14 protein-coding genes and 1 pseudogene are annotated in these 15,617 nt (G+C 69.4%); 10 read left to right on the forward strand and 5 right to left on the reverse strand.

Features of this window, described 5'->3' with window-relative positions:
• Positions 1–32: 32 nt before the first annotated feature.
• Positions 33–1,505, forward strand: coding sequence for a cardiolipin synthase (gene cls, locus ACFJGU_RS10975; protein WP_382303579.1), 1,473 nt, complete (start codon positions 33–35; stop codon positions 1,503–1,505).
• A 38-nt stretch (positions 1,506–1,543) separates the two neighbouring features.
• Here the strand turns inward: cls and ACFJGU_RS10980 are convergent, their stop codons facing one another.
• A complete protein-coding gene (locus ACFJGU_RS10980; RefSeq protein ID WP_382303580.1) occupies positions 1,544–2,578 on the reverse strand; it encodes a pirin family protein in 1,035 nt (344 codons plus the stop codon).
• 74 nt (positions 2,579–2,652) lie between these two features.
• On the opposite strand from ACFJGU_RS10980, the gene ACFJGU_RS10985 reads away from it, so the two are divergent.
• From ACFJGU_RS10985 to ACFJGU_RS11000, 4 genes are all read left to right on the forward strand, one after another.
• The gene (locus tag ACFJGU_RS10985; protein ID WP_382303581.1) at positions 2,653–3,072 is read left to right on the forward strand and encodes a DUF5684 domain-containing protein; all 420 of its coding nucleotides are present in this window, start codon (positions 2,653–2,655) and stop codon (positions 3,070–3,072) included.
• Positions 3,073–3,173: 101 nt separating this feature from the next.
• Positions 3,174–5,690, forward strand: coding sequence for an ATP-dependent Clp protease ATP-binding subunit (locus ACFJGU_RS10990; protein ID WP_382303582.1), 2,517 nt, complete (start codon positions 3,174–3,176; stop codon positions 5,688–5,690).
• Positions 5,691–5,809: 119 nt separating this feature from the next.
• Positions 5,810–6,328 (forward strand): amino-acid N-acetyltransferase, encoded by a 519-nt coding sequence (locus ACFJGU_RS10995; RefSeq protein WP_382303583.1) that lies wholly within the window; start codon positions 5,810–5,812, stop codon positions 6,326–6,328.
• Positions 6,325–6,618 (forward strand): hypothetical protein, encoded by a 294-nt coding sequence (locus tag ACFJGU_RS11000; protein ID WP_382303584.1) that lies wholly within the window; start codon positions 6,325–6,327, stop codon positions 6,616–6,618. The genes ACFJGU_RS10995 and ACFJGU_RS11000 overlap by 4 nt, the downstream gene beginning before the upstream one ends.
• 89 nt (positions 6,619–6,707) lie before the next feature.
• On the opposite strand, the gene ACFJGU_RS11005 is transcribed toward ACFJGU_RS11000, so the two are convergent.
• On the reverse strand, positions 6,708–6,977 hold the full coding sequence (locus ACFJGU_RS11005) for a TraR/DksA family transcriptional regulator (RefSeq protein WP_382303585.1): 270 nt from the start codon (positions 6,975–6,977) through the stop codon (positions 6,708–6,710).
• 92 nt (positions 6,978–7,069) lie between these two features.
• Positions 7,070–7,240, reverse strand: coding sequence for a hypothetical protein (locus ACFJGU_RS11010; RefSeq protein ID WP_382303586.1), 171 nt, complete (start codon positions 7,238–7,240; stop codon positions 7,070–7,072).
• 113 nt (positions 7,241–7,353) lie between these two features.
• Here ACFJGU_RS11010 and ACFJGU_RS11015 point away from each other — a divergent pair, with 113 nt between their 5' ends.
• Positions 7,354–7,866 carry an 8-oxo-dGTP diphosphatase gene (locus tag ACFJGU_RS11015; RefSeq protein WP_382303587.1) on the forward strand — a complete coding sequence of 171 codons (513 nt, stop codon included), beginning with the start codon at positions 7,354–7,356 and terminating at the stop codon, positions 7,864–7,866.
• On the opposite strand, the gene ACFJGU_RS11020 is transcribed toward ACFJGU_RS11015, so the two are convergent.
• Positions 7,863–10,169 carry an FdhF/YdeP family oxidoreductase gene (locus ACFJGU_RS11020; RefSeq protein WP_382303588.1) on the reverse strand — a complete coding sequence of 769 codons (2,307 nt, stop codon included), beginning with the start codon at positions 10,167–10,169 and terminating at the stop codon, positions 7,863–7,865. The two genes, ACFJGU_RS11015 and ACFJGU_RS11020, sit on opposite strands and share 4 nt — an antisense overlap.
• The gene (gene fdhD, locus ACFJGU_RS11025; protein WP_382303589.1) at positions 10,166–11,086 is read right to left on the reverse strand and encodes a formate dehydrogenase accessory sulfurtransferase FdhD; all 921 of its coding nucleotides are present in this window, start codon (positions 11,084–11,086) and stop codon (positions 10,166–10,168) included. Before fdhD ends, ACFJGU_RS11020 begins: the two co-directional genes overlap by 4 nt.
• Before the next feature lie 124 nt (positions 11,087–11,210).
• On the opposite strand from fdhD, the gene ACFJGU_RS11030 reads away from it, so the two are divergent.
• From ACFJGU_RS11030 to ACFJGU_RS11045, 4 genes and pseudogenes are all read left to right on the forward strand, one after another.
• Positions 11,211–12,788 carry a DUF6457 domain-containing protein gene (locus tag ACFJGU_RS11030; protein WP_382303590.1) on the forward strand — a complete coding sequence of 526 codons (1,578 nt, stop codon included), beginning with the start codon at positions 11,211–11,213 and terminating at the stop codon, positions 12,786–12,788.
• On the forward strand, positions 12,785–14,161 hold the full coding sequence (locus tag ACFJGU_RS11035; protein ID WP_382303591.1) for a molybdopterin molybdotransferase MoeA: 1,377 nt from the start codon (positions 12,785–12,787) through the stop codon (positions 14,159–14,161). Before ACFJGU_RS11030 ends, ACFJGU_RS11035 begins: the two co-directional genes overlap by 4 nt.
• 423 nt (positions 14,162–14,584) lie before the next feature.
• Positions 14,585–14,794: pseudogene (locus ACFJGU_RS11040) on the forward strand (transcriptional regulator); the annotation flags it as partial.
• Between the two features lie 205 nt (positions 14,795–14,999).
• Positions 15,000–15,593, forward strand: a complete 594-nt coding sequence (locus ACFJGU_RS11045; RefSeq protein WP_382310480.1) for a hypothetical protein — start codon at positions 15,000–15,002, stop codon at positions 15,591–15,593.
• The last annotated feature ends 24 nt before the right edge of the window (positions 15,594–15,617 follow it).

The raw sequence follows: 15,617 nt of genomic DNA on the forward strand, positions 1-15,617 counted from the left end.
ATCCCTGAGACATCGAATCGGGGGAGGCCGCAGTGTCGGGTGCTGACGTCGCCATTTTCATCACGCTGGCCCTGCTGCTGATCGATCTGGCCATCCGTGTGACCGCGGTCATCGTCGTCCCCCGCAACCGCCGCCCCTCCACGGGCATCGCCTGGCTCATGGCCATCTTCGTGCTGCCCTACATCGGTTTCCTGCTCTTCCTCCTCATCGGCTCGTACAAGCTGCCGAAGTCGCGGCGCGACAAGCAGTACGCCATCAACGAGTTCATCATCGAGACCACCGAGGGAATCGAGCAGGTCAGCGACGACGATCCGTGGCCCCCGTGGTTCAAGAACGTGGTCGAGCTGAACCGCACGCTCGGCGCCATGCCCCTGGTGGGCGGCAACGACGCCACGCTGGTGGGCGACTACGACGACGCGATCCGTCAGATGACCACCGACATCCAGAACGCCCAGCGCTACGTGCACGCCGAGTTCTACATCCTGTCGTACGACAAGACGACCAAACCGTTCTTCGAGGCGCTCGCGGCGGCGGTGAAGCGGGGCGTGACGGTGCGGGTGCTGCTCGACCACATCGCATCCGTTCGCGCGCCCGGCCACAAGAAGACGGTGAAGATGCTCAATCAGATGGGCGCCAAATGGCACTTCATGCTGCCGGTGCAGCCACTGAAGGGCAAGTGGCAGCGGCCGGATCTGCGCAACCACCGCAAGATCCTCGTGGTCGACGGCGACGTCGCCTACATGGGGTCGCAGAACGTGGTCGACCGCAGCTACAACAAGAAGGGCAACATCAAGCGCGGCCTCAAATGGCAGGACCTGATGACGCGGCTGGAAGGCCCGATCGTGGCGGGCATCAACGCCATCTTCATCACCGACTGGTACAGCGAGTCGAACGAGCTGCTGCTGCGCGAGACCCGCGCGATCACCGAGGACATCATCGACGAGCAGAGGGATGCGCTCGACATGCAGGTGGTGCCCTCCGGTCCCGGGTTCGAGGGTGAGAACAACCTGCGGCTCTTCCTGGCGCTGCTCTACAACGCGCAGGAACGCATCATCATCACGAGCCCGTACTTCGTTCCGGATGACGCGATGATGTACGCCATCACCACCGCCACCCAGCGCGGCGTCGAGGTGCAGCTGTTCGTCTCGGAGATCGGCGACCAGGCGCTCGTGTACCACGCGCAACGCTCGTACTACGAGCTGTTGTTGCGGGCAGGCGTGCGGATCTACATGTACCAGGCGCCCTACATCCTGCACTCGAAGCACTTCACGATCGACGACGAGGTGGCCGTGATCGGGTCGAGCAACATGGACATGCGGTCGTTCAGCCTCAACATGGAGGTGTCGCTGATGGTGCGTGGGCGGTCGTTCGTGGAATCCATGCGGGCGGTGGAGGACGGCTACCGCGCGGTGAGCCGCGAGCTCACGCTCGACGCGTGGCACAAGCAGCCGCTGCGCTCGACCATCCTCGACAACCTCGCGCGTCTGACCTCGGCCATCCAGTAGGCGGGTGCCCCCTCGGGCGGTGCGGGTGCAGCCTCCGCTCAGCGGCGGCGGGGCTGCAGGCGCACGTTCGGGAGGACGGGAGCGGGCAACGGTGGGCCCTCGAAGTGGTGGTCGGTGTCCCCGAAGCGGCGCATGGTGGGTTCGAGTCCGGGCGGCAGCGCATCCGTCTCGCCGACCGCCGCACCGGCGCCCGACTCGCGTTGCCATTCGGCGCGGTACTCCACGATCTCCTCGTGGCTGCGGCCCACGAAGTTCCACCACATCAGGATCTGCTCGTCGAGCGGCTCGCCGCCGATGAGCAGCACCCGGGCCGGCCCGTCGGCCGATGCCGCGATGGTGAGGGTCTCGCGCCCGGTTCCGGTGTAGACGAGATCGGTGCGCTCGGCGGCCACGCCATCGACGGTCACGCGGCCCGTGTCGAGGAGCACGCCGTACTCGTGGTCGGGGCGCACGGGAAGCACGGCGCTGCCGCCGGCCGGGAGGCGGATCTCGGCGGCGGACAGGGAGGTGAAGGTCGTGGCGCCGACGGATGCGCCGGCCAACTCGCCCACGAACACGCTGATCTCGGCGTCGTCGATGCGGGTCGCCACCGCGGTGTGGCTCTCGAAGAACGGGTCGACCTGGCGGCTCGCCTCGGGCAGCGCCACCCAGAGCTGGGCGCCGTGCAGGATCGTGGTGGCGGGAGTCGACACCTCGGAGTGGGAGATCCCGTGTCCGGCGGTCATCAGGTTGAGCACGCCGGGGCGCACGAAGGCGTGGCTCCCGACGCTGTCGCGGTGCTCGATCTCGCCCTCGAAGAGCCAGCTGACGGTCTGCAGGCCGGTGTGCGGATGCGGCGGCACGACCATCCCGCCCGTCTCCGCGACGTCGCCCGGACCGTAGTGGTCGACGAAGCACCAGGCACCGATCATCGTGCGCTGCTTGCTCGGCAGCGTGCGGTGCACGGTCATGGCGCGGGGACCGCCGAGCGGCACCTCCCGGGCCTGGATGATCTCGGGAGCGCCCGGGGTTCCGAAGACCTCGGCATCGCACTCGACCCACGTCTCGGCGGGCCGTTTCTCGAGGTTGCTCATGCCCGCATCCTAATCTCCAATATGCTTGCGCCGCGGCGGGAATTGCCCGCCCATCGACATGCCTTGGGGGCTCCATGATCGCATCCACCGTCGCCGAGAACTCGTTCTCTTACAGCTACTCCTTCGACCCGCTGTCGTCGGTCTTCGCACTGATCGTGACGGCGCTGATCATCATCGGGATGTGGGTGACGTTCATCAAGGCCGGGCGCCCCGGCTGGGCGGCGATCATCCCGTTCTACAACATCTACACGCTGTGCAAGGTGGCCGGGAAGCCGGGCTGGTGGTGGATCTGGTACCTCATCCCGATCGTGAACATCATCATCGGCATCATCGTGGCGGTGAACGTCGCCCGCAACTTCGGCAAGGGTGGGGCGTACGGCTTCTTCCTCCTCTACTGGCTGCAGTTCATCGGCTACCCGCTGATCGCCTTCGGCAGCGCCGTCTACCAGGGCCCGCGCGCCGAGACCCCGCGCGCCGACGCGGTGCGCATCTAGTTTCGTCACGCCCACGGCGAACAGGGGCTGCTGGGCCCCTGTTCGCTGGCTAGTCTCTTCGTATCGGCCGTCATCCTGCCCTGGCGGCCAAGGAGACAGACATGTTTGAGAGATTCACCGACCGCGCCCGTCGCGTCGTCGTCCTGGCCCAAGAAGAGGCCAAGATGCTCAACCACAACTACATCGGCACCGAGCACATCCTGCTCGGACTCATCCATGAGGGTGAGGGCGTGGCCGCGAAGGCCCTCGAGTCGCTGAACATCTCGCTCGACGCCGTGCGCGAGCAGGTGCAAGACATCATCGGCCAGGGTCAGCAGCAGCCGACCGGCCACATCCCCTTCACGCCGCGCGCGAAGAAGGTGCTGGAGCTGTCGCTCCGCGAAGCACTTCAGCTCGGCCACAACTACATCGGTACCGAGCACATCCTGCTCGGTCTCATCCGCGAGGGTGAGGGCGTCGCCGCTCAGGTGCTCGTGAAGCTGGGCGCCGACCTGAACCGCGTGCGGCAGCAGGTCATCCAGCTCCTCTCGGGCTACCAGGGCAAGGAGCAGGTGGCTGTGGGCGGCAACGACCAGGCTCCCGACAAGGGCTCGCAGATCCTCGATCAGTTCGGGCGCAACCTCACGCAGGCGGCGCGCGACAACAAGCTCGACCCCGTGATCGGGCGCGAGAAGGAGATCGAGCGGGTCATGCAGATCCTCTCCCGCCGGTCGAAGAACAACCCTGTTCTCATCGGTGAGCCCGGCGTCGGAAAGACGGCCGTGGTCGAGGGCCTCGCCCAGGCGATCGTGCGCGGCGACGTGCCCGAGACGCTGAAGGACAAGCAGCTCTACACGCTCGACCTCGGTTCGCTCATCGCCGGTTCCCGCTACCGCGGCGACTTCGAGGAGCGCCTGAAGAAGGTCACCAAGGAGATCCGCACCCGCGGCGACATCATCACCTTCATCGACGAGATCCACACCCTCGTCGGCGCGGGTGCTGCCGAGGGCGCGATCGACGCGGCTTCGATCCTGAAGCCGCTGCTCGCCCGAGGTGAGCTGCAGACCATCGGCGCCACCACGCTCGACGAGTACCGCAAGCACTTCGAAAAGGACGCCGCGCTTGAGCGCCGCTTCCAGCCCATCCAGGTCGCCGAGCCGTCGCTGCCGCACGCCATCAACATCCTGAAGGGCCTGCGCGACAAGTACGAGGCGTTCCACAAGGTGTCCATCACGGATGGCGCGATCGTCGCCGCCGCGAACCTCGCCGACCGCTACGTGCAAGACCGCTTCCTGCCCGACAAGGCGATCGACCTGATCGACGAGGCCGGTGCGCGCCTGCGTCTGTCGATCCTGTCGGCGCCGCCGGAGCTCCGCGAGTTCGATGAGCGGATCGCCGCGGTGCGCGGCCAGAAGGAAGCCGCGATCGAAGACCAGGACTTCGAGAAGGCCGCATCGCTGCGCGACGAGGAGAAGAACCTCCTCGGCGAGCGACTGCGCCTCGAGAAGCAGTGGAAGTCGGGCGACGTGCAGACCTCCGGAATCGTCGACGAGGGGCTCATCGCCGAGGTGCTGGCCCAGGCCACGGGCATCCCGGTGTTCAAGCTCACCGAAGAGGAGTCCGCTCGCCTGGTGTTCATGGAGAAGGCCCTGCACCAGCGGGTCATCGGCCAGAACGAGGCGATCATCGCGCTCTCCCGCACGATCCGCCGCACCCGCGCTGGTCTGAAGGACCCGAAGCGTCCTTCCGGTTCGTTCATCTTCGCCGGCCCCACCGGTGTCGGTAAGACCGAGCTGGCCAAGGCGCTGGCCGAGTTCCTGTTCGACGACGAGAACGCGCTCATCTCCCTCGACATGTCGGAGTACGGCGAGAAGCACACGGTCTCGCGACTGTTCGGTGCTCCTCCCGGATTCGTCGGCTTCGAAGAGGGCGGCCAGCTCACCGAGAAGGTGCGCCGCAAGCCGTTCAGCGTGGTGCTGTTCGACGAGATCGAGAAGGCGCACCCCGACATCTTCAACTCGCTCCTCCAGGTGCTGGAAGAGGGCCGGTTGACGGATGGCCAGGGTCGCGTGGTCGACTTCAAGAACACCGTGATCATCATGACCACGAACCTCGGCACGAAGGACATCACCGGTGCCCCGATCGGCTTCCAGGCCACGGGCAACGAGTCGACGTCGTACGAGCGGATGAAGGCGAAGGTCTCGGAGGAGCTGAAGAAGAGCTTCAAGCCCGAGTTCCTCAACCGTGTCGACGACACGATCGTCTTCCCGCAGCTGAACAAGGTGGAGCTGCTGCAGATCGTCGATCTGTTCATCAAGCGCCTCCGCGACCGCCTGCTCGACCGCGACATGACGATCGAGCTCACGCTCGCCGCCAAGGAGCGCCTGATCGAGGTCGGCTTCGACCCCTCGCTCGGTGCGCGCCCGCTGCGCCGCGCGATGCAGCACGAGGTCGAAGACCAGCTGTCGGAGCGCATCCTGCAGGGTGAGTTGAACGCCGGTGACCACGTCCACGTGGACTTCGTCGACGGCAAGTTCACGTTCTTGCAGTCCTCGCGTGAGCCGGTCGCCATCGGCGCCGGCACCGACGAGCAGGTCTCGGCAGCCGCCGCGGCCGCCGCGCTGGGAGACCTCGACTAGCCTCACCCGCGTCACACCACCAGATCCGTCACTTGCGGCCCTGAATTCCTTCGGGAAGGGCCGGAAGTGACGGATCTCGGTCGTTAAGGGGTCCCTCGAGCGCGAGATACGCTGGTTCGATGACACCCCAGAAGTCGCCCGTCTCCATTCGGCGGGCGCGCACCAGTGACGTCCCCCGTATCCAAGAGCTGGTGGAGCCCCTGGTGCAGCGACGAATTCTGCTGGGTAAAGACGCGGTCGTCTTCTACGAGGCGGTTCAGGAGTTCCGGGTGGCCGAGGATCCGAACGGCGAGCTGGTGGGCTGCGGCGCCCTGCACGTGTTCTGGGAGGATCTCGGCGAGGTACGCACTCTCGCCGTGCATGACGACTGGCTGGGTCAGGGCATCGGCCGCGCGCTGGTGCAGCGGATCGAGGCGGATGCGCTCGAACTCGGCCTCTCGCGCTTGTTCTGCCTGACCTTCGAGGTGCCGTTCTTCGAGCGCAACGGGTACACGGCGTCACCGCTGTCGCTCGTCGATCCGGAGGTGTACGCCGAGCTCGTGCGCTCGCCCGACGAAGGTGTGGCGGAGTTCCTCGACCTCGCCCGCGTCAAGCCGAACACGCTCGGCAACACGCGCATGCTGAAGCACCTCCGATGAACGCGAAGGACGAGATCGGCGGATCGCCGGAGGAGAAGCGGTCGTTCAACGAGCGGCTGCGTGCACGGTACTTCGGGCGCCGTCGGTCGGCGGACGAGTCGGCGGACTTCGACGGACCCGCGGAGTCGGTGCTGCCCAAGTCGAACCAGATGGGGTTCTTCGGGCGGGTGCAGCGCCCCGGCGGTTTCGACACTCCGCCCGACGAGCCCGTGGAGCTCGAGGGCCCGCTCCCGTGGGAGCTCGGAGGCGACCCGCCTGACACGCCCGGCTCGAGGGGTTCCGCGCACTGACTTCTCGCCCTCGCGCTCCGACTTTTTGCCCCCAAGCGCCCCAAAATCTCGATTTTGGGGCCGTTAGGGTCCAGAAGTTCGGGGGTGGGTCAGGTGAGGCGGGAGGCGCAGGGGACGCAGAGGCGCGCCGCGGGGCGCGCTTCGAGGCGCGCGGGCGGGATGGGGCGGCCGCAGTTCTCGCAGAGACCGTAGGTGCCGGCGTCGACACGGGCGAACGCGGCATCCGTCTCGCCCAACAGGGCCTCGGCCTCCATGAGGAGACCACGGATGCGAGACCACTCGCTGGAGAGGGTAGGGCCCTCGGGGTCGTGCTCGTCGTCGTCCGACGACGATTCCCGCAGGAGGCGCAGCGACGACATCGCGTCGGTGAGCGTCGCGATGTCGTCGAGGGTGCTTGCGCGCAGCTGCGTCAGCGCCTCGATCGGCGCGGCATACGCGTTCTCGGGCGTCGTCAGCCCGCCGGAGCGGGGCCGTCGGTGGCCTGGGCCTCGCCGATGTACTCCTTGAATTCCTCTTCGACCTGCTTGTCGAAGGAATCCTGCTGCTCGTCTTCGTCGACCTCGGGCCGCTGGCCGTTGTGTTCGAACGAACCGGGCTCGAGGGGATCAATGAAATCGGTCATGCCTCCGAGGGTACGCCGGGCCCCCGACAATTCCCAGTGCAGCGCGGACGACGGATGCCTCCCCCCGCGCACCCGGAAACATGCCGAAAACATGCGGGGGATATCATCCACAGATGTCTCCCGTGTCCCCGTACCAGGTCTGCGTCGCGTTCCTGACGCGCGTGGGTGCCGACGGGCGCACCGAAGTGCTGCTCGGCCGCAAGAAGACGGGCCTCGGCTCCGGCAACATCGTGGGCCTCGGCGGCAAGATCGAGCCGGGGGAGACGGCGCGCGAGGCGATCGTGCGGGAGATCGAAGAGGAGTCGAGCCTGCTGGTCGATCCCGCCGATCTCCGGCAGGCGGGACTGGTGAAGTTCGCCTTCCCGTATCGCGAGAACTGGAGCCAGGACTCCACCGTGTTCGTCGGCTCACGCTGGACGGGCGAACCGGAGGAGTCCGACGAGGTCGCGCCTGCCTGGTACCCGATCGACGAGCTCCCGCTCGACGAGATGTGGGATGACGCGAAGTACTGGCTGCCCACCGTGCTCGCGGGAGGCCGGGTGCTCGGTGACTTCACCTTCGGCGAGGACTGCCGCACCGTGTCCGAGCACGAACTCCACGACCCCACGCTGCTCCCGGCCGGCTAGGCGCGCGCGGGCTCTCGGGCCGGCTCCAGGCGCACCACGACGGCCTTGGAGACCGGCGTGTTGCTCCCCTCCGCGGTGCTGTCGAGGGGCACGAGCACGTTCGCCTCGGGGAAGTAGGCGGCCGCGCAGCCGCGCGCCGTCGGATACGACACCACGCGGAAACCCCGCAGTTCGCGGTCGGGCTGCCCCGGCCACTCGCTGAACACGTCGACCGTCTGCCCGTCTTCCAGCCCCAGGTCGGCCAGGTCGTCGGGGTTCACGAACACGACGTCGCGACCCTTCTTGATCCCCCGGTAGCGGTCGTTGCGGCTGTAGATCGTGGTGTTGAACTGGTCGTGCGAGCGGAGCGTCTGCAGCAGCAGGCGGCCCGGTGGGCACTCGATCGGCTCCAGCTCGTTGACCGTGAGGATGGCCTTTCCGACCGCCGTGGGGAAGGTGCGCGAATCGCGGGGACCGTTCGGCAGCACGAAGCCGCCCGGGCGACGCACCTTCTCGTTGTATCCGGCGCATCCCGGCACGACATTCGCGATGTGGTCGCGGATGACGTCGTAGTCGTTCTCGAAGGCGGTCCAATCGATGGGACTCTCTGCGCCCAGGGTGGCACGCGCCAGCCGCGACACGATGGCGACCTCCGAGAGAAGATCGGGTGCCACGGGCTCGACCCGGCCGCGTGACGCGTGCACCGCGCAGACCGAGTCCTCGACGGTGACGAACTGCACGCCCGCTTGCTGCCGATCGATCTCGGTGCGGCCGAGCGTGGGGAGAATGAGTGCGGCGGCCCCGGTGACCGCGTGCGACCGGTTGAGCTTCGTGGAGATCTGCACCGTGAGCTCCGTGCCGCGCATGGCGGCCTCCGCGGCCGCGGTGTCGGAGATGGCCCCCACGAAGTTGCCGCCGAGTGAGACCCAGAGCTTGATCTCGCCGCGCTGCATGGCGCGGATGCCGTGCACCGCGTCGACACCGTGCGCCCGCGGTGGATCGAAGCCGAACTCCCGCTCGAGAGCGTCGAGGAAGGAATCGGGCATGCGCTCCCAGATGCCCATCGTGCGGTCGCCCTGCACGTTGCTGTGCCCGCGGATGGGCGAGGCTCCCGCACCGGGCTTGCCGATGTTGCCTCGGAGCAGCAGCAGGTTGATGATCTCCTTGATGCCGGCCACGGCCCTCTTGTGTTGAGTGAGACCCATCGCCCAAGTGATGATCACGCGATCGGCCCTGATGTAACGTTCGGCCAGTTCATCGATCTCGGCGCTCGTGAGACCCGTGGCGGTCAGCACCTCGGTCTCGTCGAGATCGGCGAGGTGAGCGGTGAGTTCGTCGAGCCCGACGCAGTGCTCGGCCAGGAACTCGTGGTCGAGCACGGTTCCAGGGTGGGCTGCCTCCGCCTGCAGCACCCGCTTGGACAGGGCTTGCAGCAGCGCCATGTCTCCGCCCAACCGGATCTGCAGGAACTGGTCGGCCAGTGCCGTGCCCTTGCCGATGAGCCCCCGTACCGTCTGTGGGTTCTTGTAGTGCTGCAGCCCCGCCTCCGGGAGCGGATTCACCGAGACGATCGAGGCGCCGGCGCGCTTGGCGTCTTCGAGCGCCGTGAGCATGCGCGGATGATTGGTGCCGGGATTCTGGCCCATCACGATGATGAGATCGGCTTGCTCGAAGTCGTCGTAGCTCACGGTGGACTTGCCGATGCCGATGACTTCGGAGAGCGCCGAGCCGGTGGACTCGTGGCACATGTTCGAGCAGTCGGGCAGGTTGTTGGTGCCGAAGGCGCGCACGAACAACTGGTAGGCGAAGGCGGCCTCGTTGGAGGCTCGGCCGCTGGTGTAGAACGCCGCCTGGTGGGGGCTCTCGAGCTCGCGGAGAGCGGTGCCGGCGATGGTGAACGCCTCGTCCCAGCTCACCGGGCGGTAGTGGTCGGCCCCTGCCGGTTTGTAGACCGGTTCGGTGAGGCGGCCCTGAAGTCCGAGCCAGTATTCCGACTTACCCGCGAGGTCGTCGACCGAGTGCTCGGCCCAGAAGTTCGTGGGAACGGTGATCGGCGTCGCCTCCCAGATGACCGCCTTCGCCCCGTTCTCGCAGAACTCGAGGGTCTTGCGCGAATCGGGATCGGGCCACGCGCAGCTCATGCAGTCGAAGCCCTCCTTCTGGTTGATCGACGTGAAGAGCGACAGGGTGCGGCGAGGGCCGAGTTGTGCGAGAGCCGGGCCCATCGAATGGACGACTCCCGGGATGCCGGCCGCCGCGTGTCCGGGCAGGGTGACCTTGATCAGAGCGTCGGTGGCGTCGGCGACGGGCGGTTTGCGGGTCATGCGCGGACCGCCTGCGAACCGACGGAGGGAGATGGTGCGGCGGTCGCGACGGCGCCGTCTTCAGGAGGAACGTCTCGCGGCGACCTGGCCTCCGCGAGGCGGTGTGCCCCGCTGTAGACCACCATCGAAGGTCCGCGCAGGAACCCGACGAGCGTCATGCCCAGCTCGGTCGCGAGTTCGACGGCCAGTGACGAGGGTGCGGACACGGCGGCGAGGAGAGGGATGCCGGCCATCGACGCCTTCTGGGTGAGCTCGAAGCTCGCGCGGCCCGACACCATGAGCACCGTTCCGCGGAGAGGGAGCAGATTCTCCTTCGCCGCCCAGCCGACCACCTTGTCGACGGCGTTGTGCCGCCCCACGTCTTCGCGCAGCACGAGGAGTTCGCCGGTGCGCCCGTCGAACAGGGCGGCCGCGTGCAACCCGCCGGTCTTCTCGAAGACAGCCTGGTGCGCCCGGAGCCGCTCGGGGAACGTGGCGAGGAGCGCGGGATCGAGAGTGAGCGCATCCGTCGACACCTCGTAGTGGGAGAGGGTGCGTACCGCGTCGATGCTGGCCTTGCCGCAGAGACCGCACGAGCTCGTGGTGAAGAAGTTGCGTTCGAGGCTCGGGTCTGGCGCTGGAACACCGGGCGCGAGAGTGACGTCGAGCACGTTGTAGGTGTTGAGGCCCTCGTCAGTGGCGCCGGCACAGTAGCGCGCGGCCGCGAAGTCGTCGCCATGGCGGATGACGCCTTCGGAGACGAGGAAGCCGGCCGCCAGGTCGATGTCGTGGCCCGGAGTGCGCATCGTGATGGCCAGCGAGCGGCCGCCGACCCGGATCTCGAGCGGCTCCTCGACCGCGAGCGTGTCTTCGCGGATGACGCGTGATTCGCCGACGGTGATGCGGGTGACCCGGCGTCGAGCGGTGATTCTTCCCATGGCTTCAGGGTAGGCATGGGCTATGCCGCCGGGCAATCGACCGCTCCGATTGTGGAGGGATCGACGGACTGGGTGATTTGTGGGGGAGAGGACGAGCTCTCGTGAGCCCGTCTAGGGTGGAGGCGTGTTGTTCGATGCGATGGTGCTGGCCGGCGGGAGGTCGTCGCGTCTCGGCGGGACGCCGAAGGCGGGGCTGAGGTTCCTTGGGAACTCGCTGCTCGCGGCGACGGTCGCGAGCGCGGTGTCGCGCGGGGCGCGGCGGGTCGTGGTCGTCGGCGCGGCGGATGTCGCGGAGATCGCCGCCGACGTGGGAATTGCACTCGAGCACGAACACGCCGGCCGGATGGGGTCGGACACGGCAGATGGTGGGGGCGAGGTCACGACCGTTCGCCTGCCCGGTGACGACACGGACGGTGCCGAGGCAGCCGGTGACGACGACGTCGACCGCGCGCGCATCATCGTCGCCTGCGAGGAGCCGCCGTTCGGGGGCCCGGCGGCAGGGATCGCGGCCGGTTTCGCCGCGCTGGAGAGCGCATCCGGAGGGCAGGAGGATTCGGACTTCGTGCTGGTGCTGGCGTGCGACCTGCCGGAGGTCGACGGCGCGGTGGGCGCCTTGCTGGCGGCCGCAGGGGAGCATGCGCGGCTCGATCGGCTGGACGCCGTCGACGGAGCGGACGGGATCGTCGCGATCGACGACGAGGGGCGGCAGCAGCACCTCCTCGCGATGTACCGCACGGCGGCGCTCTCGGTGACGGTCGAACGGCACCACGCGACGGGCGATCTCGACGGACTGCCGGTGCGGCGCCTGCTCGAAGGGCTGAGCCTCGGCGTCGTCGCTGTGCCGAGCGGGTCGGCCGACGACGTCGACACCTGGGCGGACGCCGCGCGTCACGGCATCGTGGCGGGCGCCGCCCACACCGGTGAAGGCGGTGGCGGCGGTAAGGACGGCGACGGCGGTAAGGACGGCGACGGCGGCGCGCGCCGGCCGAAGGTGCGGACTGCCGAAGACGACGCGGAGCAGCGCGCGGTGCTGGAGCAGTGGGTCTCCCGACTCACGACCGAGCTCGGGCTCGAGGGGCTGCAGGTCGACGTCGACGAGGTGCTCGGGCTCGCCGGTGTCGCGGCGCACGCTGTACGGCGTCCGGCCGCGCCCCTCACGACGTTCGTGGTCGGCTATGCCGCGGGCCTCGCGGCGGCGGACGGTACGGATGCCGCGGCGGCCGCGACCCGCGCGGGCGACATCGCCCGGCGCCTGGCGGGCGCCGACCCAGGGTCAGAATCCGCCGCGGACGCGGACGCGGACGCGGACGCGGACGCCCACGCCGACGCCGACACCACGGACGCTGCCGCCGATGCCGCGGACGTCATGCCGCAGAACGACAGCGACGACCCGGGGTCAGGATCCGCCACCGACGCCGCCGTCGCGGACGTCACGCCGCAGAGCGACAGCGCCGAGCCGCGGTCGTCAGGCCCCGGCCCCGGCACCCACGCCGAGGGCGCGCTGAAGGGCGAGGTTGGCGCCCGCACGGAGACCAGCAAAGACCGAGGCGCAGGATCGACCCGAGCGGCCAGTGCCGAAGTCGCCACGGCCACAGAGACGAGCGCCGACGGGACCGGTGGCCGGACGGAACGGCCGCACAGCGACGACGACGGACCGGCGGCGGCCGCAGACCCCGGGGCCGACGTCCCGCGCGCGACGTGAGCGCCACGGCGGTCTCGTGGCACGAGGCGCGCCGACGCGCGCACGAGGCAGGCTCGAGGTTGACCTCCGAGAGGGTGCCGCTCCAGGACGCCGTCGGCCGCGTACTCGCCGACGACCTTCTCGCCCTGACACCTGTTCCGCATTACGCGTCCTCGGCCATGGACGGCTGGGTGGTCGCTGGCGACGGCCCGTGGCGCCTCCTGAACCTCGGATCCGATCCTGGCGGAGAGCCCGATGATGACGAGAGAGGCGACGGTGCGGATGCCGCGTCCGTCCTCCTCCGGCCGGGGGAGGCCGTACCGATCGTCACGGGCGGGGTGATCCCGCCCGGAACACGGGGCGTGCTCCGCAGCGAACGCGGCGTGGTCCGGCCCGGGCTCGCCACCGGCGAGGACAGCCTCGGCGGCCACGAACCAGAGCACTCCATGCGCTCCGGCGCCGTCAGCCCCACGTCCGGCGACGACCGTCACGACGCGGGCGCGGCACTCCTCTCCGTACGCCCCGGCGGAGTCCCGGGCGAGCCCCGAGACGGCCAGCACATCCGTCCCGCCGGAACGGAGGCCGCGGCAGAGGAGACGGTGTTCCGCGCCGGCGATCTGCTCACACCCGCCCACGTGGCGATGGCGGCCGGATGCGGGCACGACGACATCGCGGTCGTGCGGCGACCAGGGGTCGGACTCGTGCTCACCGGCGGCGAGGTCGTCGAGAGCGGGATTCCCGGCCTCGGCGCTGTGCGCGACAGCTTCGGGCCGACGCTCCCGGCGATCCTGGCCGCGCTCGGCGCCGACGTCGTCGCTCGCCAGCGGGTCGGCGACGACCTTGCCGCGACGCTCGCGGTATTCGAGCCCGGTCAATTCGCGGCCGACGCAACGGGGCGATCGTCCGCCGCGCCGCCGGCCCGCTCCGTCGACCTGATCGTCACCACCGGAGGAACCGGCGACTCCCCGGCCGACCACCTGCGGCCGGCGCTCCGGGCCGCCCACGCCGAACTCCTCGTCGACGGCATCGCCGTGCGGCCAGGCGCGCCGGCCCTGCTCGCGCGCCTCCCCGACGGCCGACTGGTGATCGGGCTGCCGGGCAACCCGCTCGCGGCGATGCTCGCCCTGCTCACGCTGGCGCATCCGTTGGTCTCGGCGATGCAGGGGAGAGGGATGCCCGCGCTCGGCCGCGTCCGCATCGCCGCGGATCTGCCGCCGGGCACATCCCCGACGACGCTGCGGCCGTATCGTCTCGTGGCGGGCGAGGCGCATCCGACCGCGTGGCACGGTGCCGGGATGCTACGCGGCCTCGCCGAGGCGGACGGCGTGCTCGTGCTGCCGCACGAAGGCGCAGCCGCGGGCTCTGAAGTCGACGTGCTGCGCCTGCCCTGGTGAGGGACCGCGCAGCAGCGCCGCACTCTGGCGGGTCGGAGGCTGGCGAGCGATACTGAGTGCGCGGACCGCGGCGCGGGACGCCCCACGATCGACGACGATTGGCGGACGACGATGACCAGCCCCTGGCTCGCCCAGCCCGGCGATCGCGCGCCCGCCCGCACGCGCCGGGTGGTGCACGAGTCGTGGGAGCGTGCCCGCCGTCGCGAACTCGATCCCGAGCACCTGCTCCCCGCTCTCGAGGTCGCGGAGGACAGCCTCGTCGACTTCCGGCTCGCGCATCCGCTCGCTCCGGTGCTGCCCGTCATCCGCAAACTCCTCGTGCGCGACGCCGAGGGTTCGGGACTCCTGGTCGCCGTGGGCGACGAGATGGGTCGGCTGCTCTGGGTCGAGGGCGACAATGCCGCGAAACGGCGAGCCGAGGAGATGCGGTTCGTCGAGGGCGCCGGATGGTCGGAGCAGCAGGTCGGCACCTCCGCCCCGGGCACGGCCCTGGAACTCGACCACGGCATCCAGATCCACGACGAGGAGCATTTCAACCGGCTGGTGCACGGCTGGAGCTGCACGGCGGTGCCGGTGCACGATCCGGAGACCCGGCGCATCCTGGGCGTCATCGACATCACCGGGGATGCCCGGGCCGTCGACCCGCACACGCTCCCGCTCATCGAGGCGACCGCTGCAGCAGCCGAAGCCGAGCTGATGGTGCTGCGGCTGAAGGCGCTCCGGGACGGATCGGGCGGCGACGGTCCCGGCGTCGGCGGAGTTGCCGGCGCCACGGCAGGAAGCCGCCCGGCACCTGTGCGGATCACCGGGTTCGCACCGACCCGCCCCCCGCCTGTCGATGCACGTGCTCGGCCGCGAGACCGGCGAACTCACCGGACCGGCGGGCTCGATCGAGCTGAGCGCGCGGCACTCCGACATCGTGACCGTGCTCGCGTGGCATCGCAAAGGCCTCTCGGCCGCGCGGCTGGCCGAGGAGGTCTACGGCGACGACACGGCCACGGTGACGCTGCGCGCCGAGATCGTGCGACTGCGACGGCTGCTGCGGTCCAGCGGAGTCGGGCTCGACCTCGAGTCCCGGCCGTACCGCCTCTCCACCACGGTGGAGCTCGACGCGCACCACGTCGTCTCGCTGCTCGACCGAGGGGCGCACCGGGTGGCGCTCGCCGCCTACCGCGGCCGGCTGCTGCCCGAATCGGAGGCGCCGGGCGTCGCGCGCCTGCGCGGCGACCTCCGGGTGCGGTTGCGCGAAGCCCTCCTCAGCGACGCCGCCGTCGACGTCCTCCTCGACTACGCCGCGACGGATGACGGCGTCGACGACGTCGAGGTCTGGACCGCCGCCCTCCGCCTCTTGCCCGCCCGCTCCCCGCGACGAGCCGGCGTGATGCTGCACCTCGAGCGGCTCGAAGCCGACAGCGGCCCGGAGCGCGGCTGACCGTACGGGCCGCCAGGCGTGCTC

The organism is Herbiconiux sp. UC225_62 (assembly GCF_042694625.1).
Taxonomy (GTDB): Bacteria; Actinomycetota; Actinomycetes; order Actinomycetales; family Microbacteriaceae; genus Herbiconiux.

Excerpts from the sequence above, each read along its gene's own strand:
- ACFJGU_RS11005 (WP_382303585.1), bottom strand. The coding sequence starts at position 6,977 with ATGTCGTCGCTGCGCCTCCTGCGGGAATCGTCGTCGGACGACGACGAG.
- ACFJGU_RS10995 (WP_382303583.1), top strand. The coding sequence starts at position 5,810 with ATGACACCCCAGAAGTCGCCCGTCTCCATTCGGCGGGCGCGCACCAGT.
- ACFJGU_RS11045 (WP_382310480.1), top strand. The coding sequence starts at position 15,000 with ATGCACGTGCTCGGCCGCGAGACCGGCGAACTCACCGGACCGGCGGGC.
- ACFJGU_RS11020 (WP_382303588.1), bottom strand. The coding sequence starts at position 10,169 with ATGACCCGCAAACCGCCCGTCGCCGACGCCACCGACGCTCTGATCAAG.
- fdhD (WP_382303589.1), bottom strand. The coding sequence starts at position 11,086 with ATGGGAAGAATCACCGCTCGACGCCGGGTCACCCGCATCACCGTCGGC.
- ACFJGU_RS11000 (WP_382303584.1), top strand. The coding sequence starts at position 6,325 with ATGAACGCGAAGGACGAGATCGGCGGATCGCCGGAGGAGAAGCGGTCG.
- ACFJGU_RS10980 (WP_382303580.1), bottom strand. The coding sequence starts at position 2,578 with ATGAGCAACCTCGAGAAACGGCCCGCCGAGACGTGGGTCGAGTGCGAT.
- ACFJGU_RS10990 (WP_382303582.1), top strand. The coding sequence starts at position 3,174 with ATGTTTGAGAGATTCACCGACCGCGCCCGTCGCGTCGTCGTCCTGGCC.
- ACFJGU_RS11015 (WP_382303587.1), top strand. The coding sequence starts at position 7,354 with ATGTCTCCCGTGTCCCCGTACCAGGTCTGCGTCGCGTTCCTGACGCGC.
- ACFJGU_RS10985 (WP_382303581.1), top strand. The coding sequence starts at position 2,653 with ATGATCGCATCCACCGTCGCCGAGAACTCGTTCTCTTACAGCTACTCC.
- ACFJGU_RS11010 (WP_382303586.1), bottom strand. The coding sequence starts at position 7,240 with ATGACCGATTTCATTGATCCCCTCGAGCCCGGTTCGTTCGAACACAAC.